The following is a 16,209-nucleotide window of genomic DNA, read 5'->3' as shown; positions in this document are numbered from 1 at the left end:
AGATAATTAGTTTTTAAACCATGATGACGGCACATCCTGCGGGGCCGAGCCATTAACACTATATTTTAGCAACAGTTTAAAGCCGCCGCCACCTTCAATAAAATCAAGCTTAAACGGATGCGCACCCATTTTTAGCGCGACTTGCCCGCTGCGTTCCTGAGCCGAGTGATTACCATCGTTATCCACAACAGTTTTATCGCCAATGTACAGTACACCGCCATCATCGCAGGTTAAATAAAAGCTGTAAATACCGTCAGTTGGCACATCAATGTAACCTTTGTAGGTGATACCAAACGATGGTGCTTTAACTGTAGCAGGCACTTCTATCTTATCGGTAGTGAAAGTGCTGTCAACTTTCGCATCTTGCATTAAGGCAGTCTTTTTGAAAAAAGCCTTGTAATAAGTAGCTGTAAGTCCGGGTTTTGGTGGGGCGATTTTTACAGGGCCAAGCATTTGCTGTTGTGTGTAGTTAAGGTTGTAAACATCACCACGGGTACCTGCTGGTGTGAACGCAGAAACCCTTACCAATTCTGATTTAGAGATAGTTAACGGCGATGGCAATACCGGAGATTTAGTATTGGGCAACGTGCCATCAGTAGTATAACGAATGGTAAGACTTGGCAATGGAGATACGATGCTAAGCTTGCCTTCATCGGTGAAAACATACTGATTAAGTAAATTTGGCAGATCGGGCAAACGATAATTGATCTTCATCGCGTCCATCCTTTTGTACTGCTCTGTTAAACGCTGCAGATATGATTCATATTCACTTTCTTTGTGCGTCCACAACATTTCAGACAATGCGGTTAAACGTGGCATATACATATAATCGGCACGTTTTTCTGAAGGGATCATTTCTGACCAGAGATTAGCCTGCGCGCCGATAATTGATTTTGCTTCTTCGGCATTCAGCACTTTAGGTACCGGGTTAAAATGATATACCTTGCTAACAGAATATTGATCGGGCTGATTATCAAAGTAAAGAGGCTCTCCGGGTGTCATGATAACGGTATTACCATTCTTAACCGCTTTAACCGGGGCATCAGGTACCCAGGTACGCCAGTACATGATAATAGCTGTAGGGCTAATACCACCTTCAATCACCTCATCCCAACCAATCAACTTACGACCTTTGGAATTGAAGAATTTCTCCATACGGTTAATAAAATAACTGTGCAAGCCGGCCAGGTCTTTAATACCTTCTTTAGCCATCAGGGCTTTACAGGCATCTGATTTGCCCCAGTTTGTGCGGTCAACCTCATCACCGCCGATGTGAATGTATTTTGAAGGGAAGATCTGCATGATCTCGGTAAATACATTCTCGGCAAATTCAAAAGTACTTTCGTTACATGGACAAATGGGTTTGGTGAACAATTCGCCCCATTTATTTTCGCCATCGCAGGTTAAAAAAGGATATGAATTAATGGCAGCCATCATATGTCCCGGCATATCTATTTCCGGAACAATATCGATATGTCTTGCTGCGGCATAAGCTACTACACCTTTCATCTCGTCCTGGGTATAAAAACCACCGTACATGGTTTTACCATTTTTTTGAACGATGTGCTCTTTATCGATCACAAAATCGGGATTATCCTTAGCCTTTTTCATACAGGCCGAATCCTGGTTATTGAACGTACGCCATGCACCGGCTTCGGTAAGCAGCGGGTATTTTTTTATTTCGATGCGCCATCCCTGGTCGTCAGTTAAATGGAGGTGCAGCTTGTTCATTTTATACAAAGCCATCCTGTCAATAAACTTTTTCAGGTAGCTAATCGAAAAAAAGTGCCTCGATACATCCAAATGCATACCGCGCCATTCGTAAACAGGTGCATCCTCTATAGCAACAACCGGCAATGACAATTGCTTTTGCACCACTCCCGCTTCAACGCCCACTGGTAATAATTGGCGAATGGTTTCTACCGCATGAAACACACCTGCCGGATCTTTCGCGCGGATAACCACCTGCTCTTTAGTAACACTCATGCGATAAGCTTCGGGAGTAGTTATGCTTGCATCATAAACAAGATTTATGGCGTAGGCCTTCTTTATCTTGCTCACTTCAACAGGCGTGCCTAAACCTTTGCGCAACAAATCCTTCAAGGCATAAGCTTCGGTATTAAAAGCGCCGGCATTTACAATAGCCGTTTTAGAGGTGATAGTAAATGAGCCCTCTCCCGCAGTTAATTGGGCAGGATAAGGTATCAACGGAAATTTCGACGCCGTTTCCTGCGCATTAAGACCACTTGTACAAGCAAGTACTAACGTCGCTGCCGACAAATATTTTAAAATACTCTTCATTATCTGTGTTTGTTATTTGTCGATAGATATAGTTTTTTCTGTTACGTTCCAGCCGCCTATAGTTACCGCGAGATTTTTATCGGCACCAGGATTATGGTCGATAACAACTTTTTTAGTTTGGCCTGGCAATACCGATACGTAGTTATCGCTATAAAAGGCAGGAAGAATGCGTTGTTTGGTATCAGCGTTAACTAAAGACAAACGGTTGAAGAATGCCAGCGCACCATTACCTTCGTTAGTCAGCGTTACCTCAACTTTACCGTTCTTTAAATATTTGGCGGTAGCGCCCAAATTACCAGCAGGCATTTTTTGTAAGCCGGAAAAATCGCCATTAGCATCAGGTAACCAGTAAATATTCTCGCTAATTACTTCTTTATCTGATTTAAGCAATTGCAGGCAAAGGAAAACACCTTTGTCTTTTGCTTCTTTCTCAATCTCTCTTTTCAGTGATAAATAGCGTTTGGTAGTAGTCGGTGTTACGTCGGCAAAAACCTTTGTTAACACTTTCTCCTTGCCATCCATATCATAGGTTTTGGCTACCAGTAGCATATTGCTACGCGTTTTAAAAGTATTGTTGGCTACCATTACCATACCATCTGTTTGGTTATACATGATGTGTAAAGGTTCGCTGCCGTTATGTAAGCCATAAAGACAAGCATTAGGATCGAGGTAATAATCATACATCTGGCCGCGCATGCCTGTCCATGGGTTTTGGGTTTTCCAGATGATGGTACCTGTATACCAATCCCACATGTGCGAGCTAAAGCCTTCCATTAATGCACGATACTGATCATAGTTTACCAACTGTGCTTTTGTTGCGAAGTCTTCAACATTTTTGGCTTTTCCGTATTTATCAACAAAACCGTCGTAGCCAATATATTTATGATATTCCCAAACCGGGTCTGCTTTGGTTTTGCCGGTAGATACATCAAACTCAGGCACAACCATATTTTCGGCAGGAATAAAGCGTTTTAATGACTCATAATCGCTAACACCAACCGACCCTACTTCCGAATTGAACGGATAAGTTTGATGATCCCAGAAAGTTGTAAGGCTTTGGATACCATAAGGGCCATCGCCATTACCGCCCTGTACATTGCGCGACATTTCTTCGGAATTTGAATATGGAATAAACCAGCGCGTATTATCCAGCTTTGGCATAATGGTATCGCGCAGGGCTGCAAAAATATCTTCGGGCGGAGTGATCTCGTTGCCACCGCACCAGATAGCCAGCGACGGGAAGTTACGCACCAGTTTAACCTGGTCGGCAACTGATTTTAAATATAGGTCATGATCATCAGGATATTTACGCCGGGTCCATTGATCATCAGCCTTCATTGGATCTATCCAGCGGCCGTTACAATCGCCCGATCCCCACATATCCTGGAAAACCAGCATGCCGTATTTATCGCAAGCTTCGTAAAATTCAGGGCGTTCAATTAGCGCGCCACCCCAAACCCGGATCAGGTTCAGGTTCATATCGCGGTGAAAACGAACTTCGGCATCATAACGGGCATCGCTGAAACGCAGCATCTGATCCGATATGATCCAGTTACCGCCTTTAATAAATACCTTTTGGCCGTTCACATTAACCTGGCGGCTTTCGGTTTTGTTGTTCCACTCGGTAGTAATCTGGCGTACGCCAACTTCAATGCTTTTTTGGTCGGACACCTTACCGCCTACTACAAACTGCAAGTTAAGCTTATACAAATTTTGCGGACCGTAGCCATTAGGCCACCAAAGCTTAGGATTTTTAAGACTGTAATCGGCCAGTTTAACTTCCTGTTTCGAATTGGCTTTTAGCGTAACCGGCTGTGATACCAGTTTACCATCTAAATTATATTGTAAAGTACCGCTCACTGCAGCGCCTGTAGCGTTTTCAACTTCGGCCGAAACTTGGACAATAGCAGGCTGTTGTGCACCTTCCGGCTGGCGAACACCCGGAACAAGCGTAACCACATGCGGATCTTTAATAATTACAGCACCCGTATGCTCAATAGTTACTTTATCCCAAATGCCGGTATTACGGTCGCGGATGGGCTGGATCCAGTCCCAGCCTGCTGTATATTGAATGCCTACGCCACGCGCAATGGTGCCATCACCGCCCTGACCGCCATTGGGGTTACCAACAACATCAGGAGGGTATACTACAACAGCTAAACGATTATTGCCGTTTTTGCTCAGCCATTTGGTAATGTTATAGCTCTGGCGTAAAAACATGCCTTTATGCAGTTTGCTGTTAAGCTTATGCCCGTTAAGGAAAACATCACAGCTATAATTTACACCACGAAAATTAAGGTAAGTTTGATTGCTGCCGTTTGGCGCGGCCTCTTTAAAATCTTTGGCGAACCAGTAGGTATAATAATCGCGGCCTACCTTATAGATATCAGGGATCTTCTCATTATTCATCCCGTAAAATGGATCAGGTACCTGTTTGTTGGCTACCTGGGTTGTAAGCACCGTTCCAGGCACAACTGCAGGATTCCATGCAGCCAGATCATAATTGGCTTGAGATATAATAGTGCCATTATCTTTAACACTATTCATTGACGTACATTTCCAGCCGCTATTAAGCTCGTAGCTGGTTTGCGCCCCTGCGTTTTGATAAACACCAGAAGCAAGGACGGATAACACTAATGAAAATTTAAACAATGCAGATCTGCCTGCCGAACGGGTTGTTGTCATTTATTTGGGTTGGATGGATGATCAAAATTAAGAACTGCCAAATCATTTTAGCTGTAAAAACTTGGCTATATAATATGGGATTTTGTCGGTATAATTGTCATTTAGACGAGTATACAGGGCATTTTTGGCAGTAATCAGGAGAAATCTTGTACACCCTGTAAATTTGCCCGTCGCTTGTACAAGATTTCTCCTCGCCTTTCTTAGCCCTACCCTATTCGTCGAAATGACATTGTGGTTATTTGGTTGTTATGAAATATTAATAAACTATTTTAAAACCGGCCGCTTCATTAAGCCCGCTCGCTTGTTGTAATTTTGCCGGAATACTGATATCAATACCATCAGTCACCCGTTTCCATTTAAGGCTTTGAGTGCTGCCAAGCAAGGTCACTTTCTTTACCCTTTTTATATCCTTTAATTTTATAGATACTGTAGCAGGTAAAACCACCTTTTCCTGATCACTCAAAGCGAAGGCATAAATAGTGTTGCTGTTTTTAGCTTTCGTATAGTATATATTACCTGTTGAATATGGTGCAACCGACTGGCTGGCATAAATACCTTCACCGTTGATTTTCATCCAATTGCTAATACCTTGCAGGCGTTCATAGGCAACCGGATCCCAATCACCATCAGGGCCGGGGCCAATATTCATGAGCAGGTTACCACCGCGCGATACGATCTTCACCAACAACTGAACTATTTGCTGTACCGATTTATAATGATCGCCGGGAACATAGCTCCATGAATTACCCATGGTTATGCAGCTCTCCCAGGGATGATCAAGCGGTACTTCGGGTACTTCCTGTTCGGGAGTAGTGTAATTTTCATATTTGCCTGCAACGGTACGATCAACCACAATCAAGCCTGGTTGCTTTTGCCTGCCCATAGCGGCTATTCTTGGCATGTCAATATCCTGGTCAAACTTAATTCCTCGCTGCCATTCTACGGTAGTATCAACACTGCTTTTCGGGCGTACCCATCCCCCATCAAGCCATAAAATATCAACCTTGCCATAATCGCTCATGAGCTCACTGATTTGGTTATAGGTAAAATCTTTAAACTTTTGCCAGCGTTCAGGATATTTTTTCGGATCGTAATTTACGTTACGATCTTTAGGCGGGAAGTATGGCCACCAGTAATTTTCGGTGTGCCAGTCGGGCTTTGAAAAGTAAGCGCCAATCATAAAGTTATCTTTACGGAAAGCGTTGAAGATCTCCTTAGTTACATTGCTCCTTGGATTGCTTGAAAAAGGTGTTTTGCTGCTGGTGATCTTATAATCGGTTTCTTTGGTATCAAACATGCAAAAGCCATCGTGGTGCTTGGTAGTGAAAATCACATATTTCATTCCGGCATCTTTGGCCGCCTTTACCCATTTTTCGGGATTGAATTTGGTTGGGTTAAAAGTTGTTTGGAGATTTTCGTATGCCGCCTTATAACCATTATAGGTAGCGCCGTACGGACCGCGGCGTTGTGTCCAGCCTTCATCCTCGGGGCAAATGCTCCAGCTTTCAACTACCCCCCACTGGCTGTAGGTACCCCAGTGCATAAACAAACCGAACTTAAGATCCTGCCAATTTGCAATTTTTTGCTCAACTGCAGGGTCGCCTGCAGGAACATATTGCTTTGACATATTGTGCTGTTGTCCAAACACTTCAAAGCAGCCGAAAACCAAAAGAAATACTGTAAATAATCGTTTCATCAAGCTATTATTTTATTAATTACTGACAATTTTATATGGTGTATTGCTTACACACTTTTTAAAATTTTTTAAAAAACATTGCAACTTACATCAATTAATTTCATTTTTCGATTTTAATATGTTATTATTGTTACACCATTATTAAGTTTAAATTTAGTTGATTAATTAAAAAATCTTCGGTTTGAGAGACAGAAAAGTTGATACGCTAAAATTATGGAAACTCATTTGCAACAATGATGACGAGAACGCTTTTGAGTTGTTTTTCCATGTCCTTAACAACTCGCTCATTAAATTTTGTGTACTATACGTACATCAACGGGAGATTGCCGAAGAAATAGTTTCGGATGTGTTTGTAAAATGCTGGCTTAACCGTAAAAACCTTACCGAAATTCAAAACCCTGAAACCTATTTATTTGTAGCGGTAAAAAACCAATCGCTAAACCACATCAAAAAATACTCAACTATTCACGTTGTACAAATTGAAGAAACCAATACGGTAGAATTTGTAAACACCTATAACCCTCAAAAGGAAATTGAAAACAAAGAGCTTATTTTTAGGATGGACCAGGCCATAGCCGGTTTACCCCAACAATGCCGAATTGTTTTCAGACTGATAAAAGAGGATGGTATGAAGTATAAGGAAGTGGCCGAAATTCTTAATATTTCGCCCCGCACGGTACAAACGCAACTTTTCAGAGCGATCAAGAAGCTTAGTGTCGTTTTGACACAATACAATAAACACCACGAAGCTGTGTTAAAACCAATGCAATCAACATTTTAGGGAGCACAATTGTAATTTTGAATTATTTTTTTTAACCTTGTAAGTAATTAACCTAAATAAGTTGTCCTATCATAAATAAGGATGCAATTATACGATGGGCAATGATAAATTTATAGAGCTGGTGGGCAAAAAATTGTCGAATGAAATCAGCTCTGATGAAAATAATGAATTTCAGCGTTGCTTAGCTAATGATGCTTCCCTTCGTGAACAATACGAAGCCCTTTCTGCTTACTGGAAACATAGCGATGCCCAATATGCCGACAATGCCCTCGCCTTTCAAAAAATAAAGTCAAAAATTAAAGCACAGGAAGTTATTGAACCTGCAGCGGCCATTAACCCCGTTAAAAAGGGCACGATGCATTATCTTTGGCGTGCTGCGGCCGCTGTTGTTTTAATAGCAGGTTGCGCGTACCTTTTTTATTCAAAAACAGTTACTTTGGGCCACGGAATTGCAAGCACAACATCCGCCGCCTGGCAAAATAAAAATACGTCTGCCCGCGATAAATCAACCATTGTATTAACCGACGGTACACGTATCACCCTTAATTCGCAAAGTTCGTTAAGATATCCAACAAACTTCACAGGCAAAACCCGCGAAGTTTATTTAAGCGGCGAAGCCTTTTTTGATGTACATAAAGATCATGAACATCCGTTCATTATCCATACCGAAAAAATGAACATTAAGGTGCTGGGTACCGCTTTTAACGTTAAATCATACCCCGATGATCCGTCAAGTGAAACAACCCTGATCAGGGGCGCCATTGAAGTTACCCTTGACGACCGGCCATCGGACAGGATCATTTTAAAACCAAGCGAAAAACTGATTGTTAAAAAGGGCTCGTTTACTACTGTACGTAAAAACCAGGCCAAGCTTTCACCAGCTACCGACAGCAGTGCCGGTACGCAATATGTCTTAACCAGCTTTACCCGCCTTCACCAGGACAACAGTGCCATTTTAGAAACCTCCTGGACACAGAATAAACTCATTTTCAGGGACGAAAGCTTTGCCGACCTCGCCATGCGCATGGAACGCTGGTATGGTGTTGAGATCAAATTTAAAAATGATGAAATGAAAAAGTACCGTTTCAGCGGCACTTATGAAAAAGAATCCATTACCCAGGCTCTTGACGCATTACGCATTACCGAAGATTTTCATTACAAAATTAAAAACGCTGCCATTTATATCTACTAACTAATAATTCTACAGTTAGTTATCAGTACATTTGTTCCCATCAGTTGGCTTGGCTGTGCTTTACAATATTCGTAATTGTTACCTACCAATTCGGTCATTTTACACTATTACCTGTGCTAATTATAAAATTTATGTAAATTTAGGCATCCCCAATGGATGTTGGCGACAGGTTTAGGTTATCAGTATAAATGAAAATACGGTTTAGGTTAATATTATTCTTCAATTTACTGGCTATATTAACTGTATATTCACAAACCCGCGTCACTATCAATTTAAAATCGGCCGATTTTAAAAAGGTGATCTCAGCCATCGAACGTCAAAGCATTTATCATTTTGTTTACAGCGAAAGAAAAATCCCCACTTTAAACAAAGTTGACGTAGACGTTGATAATGAAGATGTTAAAAGTATTTTAGATAAAATTTTGGCCAATTCGGGCTTCGCTTATACCGAGCTTGCCAATCACCTAATAGTAATTGCCCCAATTGATGAAATAGTTAATGTAGTTAAGGTAACGGGCATTGTTGTTGATGAAAATGGCGCACCGCTTGCCGGCGCTACAGTTAGGGTAAGAGGGTCAACCATGGGCTCGCTCACTGACGCGAAGGGCGCGTTTTCGCTTGAAGTACCCTCTGGGTCAACGTTGATAGTGAGTTTTGTAGGTTACATTACCAAAGAGGTAAAACTTAATAACGTTGCAACATTAACTATTCCGCTTACAGTAAGTAATGTGCTAAACGAGGTAGTTGTAACGGCGCTTGGCATTAACAAGGAACAAAAAAGGGTGGGTTATTCAGTAACAACTATTAGTGGTGAAGTACTTGATAAAGCCAAGGAATCAAATGTAGCATACTCATTAGAGGGGCGCGTAGCAGGTTTAAGTATCAATGGCATAAACGGCGGACCAGGATCTTCTGCGCGTATTTTACTAAGAGGCGTTACAAGTTTTGGTGCAAGCGCGCCACTCTTTATTATTAATGGTGTGCCCATGGATAATACTCAAAGGGGCTCAGCCAATGAATGGGGCGGGGCCGACTTTGGCGATGGCATCAGCAATATAAATCCCGACGATGTTGAAAATATGACCGTATTAAAAGGCCAGGCGGCATCGGCACTTTATGGAGCACGCGCGGCCAATGGCGTAATTTTAATAACTACCAAAACAGGAAAAAAAAACACTCCATTTGGTGTTGAGTTTAATACCAATTATCAAACTGATAAAGCAATTAATACCTTTGATTATCAAACGCAATACGGCCAGGGTTTGTATGGGATAAGGCCGACTACCGTAACCAACGCAATATCCTCAGGCAACTATGGCTGGGGCGAAAAACTGGACGGTAAACCCACAATTCAATTTGATGGCGAATATTACCCCTACTCGGCTGTAACAGATAATATCAGTAAGTTTTATCGTCAGGGTTATACTTTTACCAACACTGCTGCATTTAGCGGCGGTAACGACAATGGTAATTTCCGGTTGTCATTATCAAACCTTAGCAACGGCTCAATAGTACGTAACAGTGATCTCAGCCGCAAAACGTTCAACTTATCGGCAAGTCAAAATGTTACCAAAAAACTGAATATTAATGTTGCAGCTAATTTTATCAACGAAACTTCTAATTTAAAACCCAACTTGAGCGATGGGCCTTTTAATGTAAATAACATTCAATACCTGGCAGGCAACGAAGATCAGGCTATCCTTGCGCCTGGTTATGCCCCAGATGGCAGTGAAATAAGATGGAATAGTGACACCTTTACAACAAATCCTTATTTTACCATTAACAGGTTTATTAATGATGTAAACCGTAACCGATTAATAGCTGCATTATCGGGTAAATACAATTTCAATAATTGGCTGTATGCACAGTTGAGGTTGGGCAACGACATCCTTTACGATAAACGAAAAACGGTTACCCCAACCGGAACCGCTTATTACGCCGGCGGAACGGGCGGACTTGATGAACAGTCAAACACCCAACGATCTGAACTAAACAGTGACCTGTTAATAGGTGCCAAACATGACATCATTCCTAAGGTGCTGAGTTTTGACATATCTGCCGGGACTAACCTACGCAAAAACACATACGAATACACGAAGCTTTTTGGAGGCCCATTCATTGTACCATATTTTTATAGCTATAATAATTTGAGCATCAAAAGCAGCAACTACAACTATAAAAGTACCGAAACGCATTCGAGCTATTACGCCGTTGATTTTTCATTCAGAGACTATTTAACCATAACTACTACCGGCCGCTACGATGCCTACTCCACATTGCCGAGCGATAACCGGAGTATTTTTACGCCTTCGGTATCGGCGAGTCTTTTATTTTCCGATCTTGTTCATATTCCCAGCCTTGATTTCGGAAAATTGAGGTTATCGTATGCGCAAACGAGCGGCGAGCCGACTGATGCATATGTAACAACCCAATATTACACAACAAATTATTCGATAAACGGTGTTGCCATCGGCAGTTTCAGCGACAGCCTGCCCAATTTATTTCTTAAGCCTTACACGCTTACCGAAATGGAAGCCGGTACCGAGCTTAAATTTTTAAACGGCAGGCTTGGAATTGATGTAGCCTATTTTCACCGTAAAACAAAAAATGAGATCATTAAAGGCGACCTTGATCTGGCAACCGGTTTTGCACGGCGGTTTATCCCTACGGGTTCAACCCAAAACAACGGCATTGAAATTGAGCTAAGCGGCACTCCTGTTAAAACAACCAGTTTTACCTGGTCGCCATCGTTTAATTTTACTTATGTACAAAACAAGATCCTTCAAACAGACGGCACTCCCGAGTCGGCTAACATAAGCTTCGGTACTTACCGCCCGCTAAATGCTGCTACGGCACTGGTTAAAGGCTTGCCAGGCCCCCAGATTATGGCCAACGATTACCTTAGAAATGATAAAGGACAGATCATTTTTGACGGAAATGGTTTACCCATGGCCGGCCCGCGTGTACCTATGGGCAGCGCGGTGCCTAATATATACGGTGGATTAAACAACAATTTTGCATTTGGCAAACTAAGCCTCTCATTTTTGATCGATTACCGTTTTGGTAACAAGATATTATCGGCTACAAATTATAATAGCATTTACAGGGGCTTTAACCAGCTTACCCTTGCAGGCAGGGAAAACGGCGTTATTGGCAATGGCGTAAACGCCAATGGTGAAAAGAATACCATTGCTGTACCTGCGCAAAACTATTACCAGGCGCTGGCCCAAAATGTATCTGCATTAAATGTGCTTGACGGCAGGTTTATTAAATTACGACAGGTTACTTTTGGCTATACTTTTTCAAAGGGCTTTCTTAATAAAACACCATTTGAAGGCATAACCTTTTCACTGGTAGGCAGAAACTTGTGGACAATTATGAAGCGCTCGGCCAATATCGATCCGGAATCTGGATTTTCGCCGGATATAAAATATGCAGGGATTGAAGGAGCAAGCCTTCCGCCAACCCATACTTACGGAATAAATATTAACTTTAAACTCAAAAAATAAATCATCTAAAAATGGCTTCCACCATAAAACACAAACTCCTATGTTGTTCGGTAATGCTTGCGGCATTACTAAAATTTTCTACCGCAAATGCGCAGGTTCCTTTTTATAAAGACGCTTCGCAATCGATTGATTCACGTGTAAAAGATCTTTTATCGAAATTAACCATCGACGAAAAAATCTCCTTATTAGGTTACCGCAGCCAGGCCGTGCCCCGTTTAGGCATCCCTGCCTATAACTGGTGGAATGAGGCTTTGCATGGCGTAGCCCGCGCCGGGGAAGCAACCATATTTCCGCAGGCTATCGGTATGTCGGCTACATTTAACGAAGATCTGTTGAAGCAGGTATCAACGGCCATATCAACTGAAGCCCGAGCCAAATACAACCTTGCCATTACACAAGACAGGCACCTGCAATATATGGGACTTACCTTTTGGACGCCCAACATCAATATTTTCCGCGACCCTCGCTGGGGCCGCGGACAGGAAACTTACGGCGAAGACCCTTTCCTGACCGGTCGTATGGGCTCAGCCTTTGTTAAAGGTTTGCAGGGCGATGATCCTAAATACCTGAAAACATCGGCCACGGCCAAACACTTTGCCGTACATAGCGGCCCCGAAGCCACCCGCGATAAGTTTGACGCCAAGGTTGATGAGAAAGATCTTCGCGAAACCTACCTGTATGCTTTTCACGAGCTGGTTAAAAACCACGTTGAATCGGTAATGAGCGCCTATAACCGCGTTAACGGTGTACCAAACTCTATAAATAAAATGCTGCTTACCGATATATTGCGGAAAGAATGGGGCTTTAATGGCCATGTAGTAACTGATTGTGGTGCCCTGGATGATGTGTACCTTACCCACAAAACACTACCAACTGCGGTTGAAGTAGCCGCTGCTGCCATCAAGGCTGGCGTTGACCTGGATTGCTCGTCCATTTTGCAGAACGATGGTATTAAAGCTATTAAACAAGGCTTGCTTACCGAAAAAGATGTTGACCAGGCCCTGAGCGCTATCTTACGCACCGAATTTAAACTGGGCTTTTATGACGACCCGGCCGCTAATCCTTATCATGGTTACGGCGCCGACAGTGTTCACAATGAACAACATTTGGCTTTGGCCCGTAAAGTGGCCCAGCAAAGCATGGTATTGTTAAAGAATAACAACAATGTTTTGCCATTCAAAAAAAGCAGCTACTCGAGCATTATGGTGGTTGGGCCAAACGCGGCCTCGCTCGATGCCATGATAGCAAATTACCACGGTACCAGCAGCAAAGTGATCAATTTTGTTGAGGGTATTACCGGCGCGGTTGATAAAGCTACCCGCGTTGAATATGATCTTGGATGTGATTATAAAGATACCACTCATTTTGGCGGCGCCTGGGCTGCGGGTAATGCTGATGCTACCATTGCTGTCATAGGCCTCTCCCCCGTTTTGGAAGGCGAAGCAGGCGATGCTTTCCTGTCTGAAAGCGGCGGCGATAAAAAAAACCTGAGCCTGCCTGCCAGCGAAATTGCCTTTATGAAAGAACTGCGCAAAAGCGTAAAAAACAAGCCCCTTGTAGCAGTAATAACCGCAGGCAGCGATGTTGACATATCCGCTATTGAGCCTTATGCCGATGCCATTATATTTGCCTGGTACCCCGGCGAACAGGGGGGTAATGCATTAGCTGATATTATTTTTGGCGATGTTTCGCCTTCGGGCCACCTGCCGCTTACTTTTTATAAAGACATGAGCAATTTACCCGACTACAGCGATTACAATATGAAAAACCGCACTTACCGTTATTATACCGGTCCGGTGCAATATCCTTTTGGTTTTGGTTTAAGCTATACATCGTTTAACTACACCCTGGGCAGTAAATTAAAAACCACCTACAAAAAAGCCGATACCCTTGCAGTAACAGTAAACGTTAAAAACACCGGTAAATTTAATGGCGATGAGGTAGTGCAGGCATATATTAAATATCCTAAAATCGACAGGATGCCGGTTAAAGAATTGAAAAGCTTTAAACGCATCAGCCTGGAGCAGGATAAAGAGGGTACCGTTACTTTGAAAATCCCGGTTCAGGATTTGCAAAAGTGGGATCTCTCTGCGCACAAATGGAAGCTTTATTCGGGTAATTACAAACTGGTGCTGGGAAGCAACTCGGCCGATGAAAAGTTGGTAGCTGATTTCAAGATAGCTAATTGAAACACTCATAAAGACTTAAGAGCGTCATTGCGAGGCACGAAGCAATCCCAAACTATACAGGGCGAACCTGCTTATCGGGGATTGCTTCGTACCTTATAATAACGTTTTTTTTATAATTTATTCATAGCAAGGCCTTCAAATCCTTCAGAATTCTACTTTTATCAGCAGCAGTTCTAGCCAACTTTAAGGCGATTTGCAAATGAGAAACTGCCTTTTCATTATTTACCCCTGTATACAAGTAACCAAGCAGCACATGATACAAATGATTAGTATCCAATTTTAACTTTTCGGCTTCAATAATGGCATTCTCCTTCCCTTTTACCTTTGCCAAGGCATAAGCCCGGTTCAACGCAGCCGCGGGCGAATAAGCAGCGATAAGTAACCTGTTGTAGAGCATTAATATATTTTTCCATTTTTCGGCAGTATCAGTTTTAACGGTATGCCAATAAGCTATAGCAGCTTCAATATGATATTTACCGGCGTCATTTCCTTTCTTTGAGGCAAGGTTTAGGTAGTATCGTCCTTTTACTATCAAATCATCATTCCAAAGCATTCTGTCCTGGTCATCATAGCGGATCATTTCGCCATGTTCATCTACCCGGGCATCAAACCTTGAAGCATGAAAACACATCAATGATAACAAGGCATTCACCTCGGGCAGGTTGGTTTGTTTGTTTTCTATAAGGAGATAGTTAAGCCGCATGGCTTCTAAACACAAATCTTTTCGCAATGTAGTGCTCTGGCAGCTGGAGTAATAGCCCTCATTAAACAGCAGGTATAAAGTTTTCAGTACGATGCCCAGCCGGTTAACAATATCAGCCGGTTCAGGAAAAACGATCTTTACTTTTTGCTCCCTGAGCTTTTCCTTCGCCCTGAACAGGCGTTTGTTAATGGTTTCTTTATTCGATAAGAAAGCCTCGGCAATTTCATCAATTCCGAAACCGCAAAGGATGCGTAACGCCAGGCCAATCTGCGCCTCGGCCGGCAATACCGGGTGACAAATAGCAAACATCATTTGCAGCTGGCTATCGCTAATATTTTGGTCAGAAAGATCGATCTCCACCTCGTAATTATCCTTCGCAACAATCCCTTCGGCTATTTTTTGCTTAAGCCTGGAGCCACGCCTTACATAATCAGTTGCTTTATTGCGGGCCACAGTATATAACCATGCTTTAGGGTTATCCGGCACCCCCTTGATCCCCCATGTTTCGGCAGCTGTGAGAAAAGTATCACTGGCAATATCTTCGGCGGCTTCTATACGTTCAAAGCCGAAATAATGGCATAATACCGCAATTATCTTTTGATATTCGGAGCGGAACAAATGTGGTAGAAGCTGATCTTGCTGCATAAAACAAGCAGCCTCCCGTATATGGGAGGCTGCAAATCAATTATACTTCCATTGGGATGATAGGACGCACCTCGACACTTCCTCCTACCGACAGGATCGGGCAGCCCTTTGATAACTCCGCGGCTTCTTCCAGCGACGACGCTTTGATAATGCTGTAACCGCCTATTGCTTCCTTAACTTCAACATAAGGGCCGTCTGTTACCACATTGTCGGGTTTTACTACGCTACCGGAGGTATCCAACCTATTGCCTACGGCCACCAGTTTGTTTTGTGCGGCAATCCCGCCAATCCATTCGCGCCAGTAATTCATCATGGTTTGCATCTGTTCGGGCGACCGCTGCGCTGCAGTGGCTTCTGCGTCTCTTCTGAAGATCAATAAGAACTCGTTCATGTTTTTTGAATTTAATGGTTAAAAACCAAAAGACGATCAGGTTTGGCTGAATTGGACAACCACTCGATTTTTTTTCAAATTAACCAGAAAAAGTTAATCTGCAATGTATAACCTTAC

At 42.7% G+C, this 16,209-nt stretch carries 9 protein-coding genes; 4 read left to right on the top strand and 5 right to left on the bottom strand.

Translation table 11 applies throughout. The features are described 5' to 3' along the window. Positions 1–6: 6 nt before the first annotated feature. The 3 genes from ACEN82_RS07985 to ACEN82_RS07975 form a co-directional block, all read right to left on the bottom strand. Positions 7–2,301 (bottom strand): family 20 glycosylhydrolase, encoded by a 2,295-nt coding sequence (locus ACEN82_RS07985; RefSeq protein WP_413319146.1) that lies wholly within the window; start codon positions 2,299–2,301, stop codon positions 7–9. Positions 2,302–2,313: 12 nt separating this feature from the next. After that, the gene (locus tag ACEN82_RS07980) at positions 2,314–4,986 is read right to left on the bottom strand and encodes a glycoside hydrolase family 2 protein (protein ID WP_413319148.1); all 2,673 of its coding nucleotides are present in this window, start codon (positions 4,984–4,986) and stop codon (positions 2,314–2,316) included. A 256-nt stretch (positions 4,987–5,242) separates the two neighbouring features. Beyond that, a complete protein-coding gene (locus ACEN82_RS07975; protein ID WP_413319150.1) occupies positions 5,243–6,682 on the bottom strand; it encodes an alpha-L-fucosidase in 1,440 nt (479 codons plus the stop codon). 181 nt (positions 6,683–6,863) lie between these two features. On the opposite strand from ACEN82_RS07975, the gene ACEN82_RS07970 reads away from it, so the two are divergent. From ACEN82_RS07970 to ACEN82_RS07955, 4 genes are all read left to right on the top strand, one after another. Then, the gene (locus tag ACEN82_RS07970) at positions 6,864–7,463 is read left to right on the top strand and encodes an RNA polymerase sigma-70 factor (RefSeq protein WP_176627486.1); all 600 of its coding nucleotides are present in this window, start codon (positions 6,864–6,866) and stop codon (positions 7,461–7,463) included. 94 nt (positions 7,464–7,557) lie between these two features. Next, positions 7,558–8,655: a FecR family protein gene (locus ACEN82_RS07965; protein WP_413319152.1), complete on the top strand. Its 1,098-nt coding sequence runs from the start codon at positions 7,558–7,560 to the stop codon at positions 8,653–8,655. Positions 8,656–8,843: 188 nt separating this feature from the next. Next, a complete protein-coding gene (locus tag ACEN82_RS07960) occupies positions 8,844–12,164 on the top strand; it encodes a SusC/RagA family TonB-linked outer membrane protein (RefSeq protein ID WP_413319154.1) in 3,321 nt (1,106 codons plus the stop codon). Positions 12,165–12,175: 11 nt separating this feature from the next. Next, on the top strand, positions 12,176–14,353 hold the full coding sequence (locus ACEN82_RS07955; RefSeq protein ID WP_413319156.1) for a glycoside hydrolase family 3 protein: 2,178 nt from the start codon (positions 12,176–12,178) through the stop codon (positions 14,351–14,353). A 121-nt stretch (positions 14,354–14,474) separates the two neighbouring features. Here ACEN82_RS07955 and ACEN82_RS07950 read toward each other — a convergent pair whose 3' ends face one another. Both ACEN82_RS07950 and ACEN82_RS07945 read right to left on the bottom strand, forming a co-directional pair. After that, entirely contained in the window at positions 14,475–15,701 is a 1,227-nt protein-coding gene (locus ACEN82_RS07950; protein ID WP_413319158.1) for an RNA polymerase sigma factor, read from the bottom strand. Positions 15,702–15,741: 40 nt separating this feature from the next. Then, complete coding sequence (locus ACEN82_RS07945; protein ID WP_091162621.1) at positions 15,742–16,092, bottom strand: YciI family protein; 351 nt, start codon at positions 16,090–16,092, stop codon at positions 15,742–15,744. Between the last annotated feature and the right edge of the window lie 117 nt (positions 16,093–16,209).

This window comes from Mucilaginibacter sp. Mucisp73 (assembly GCF_059491465.1).
This window is presented reverse-complemented; position numbering and strand designations above follow the sequence as displayed.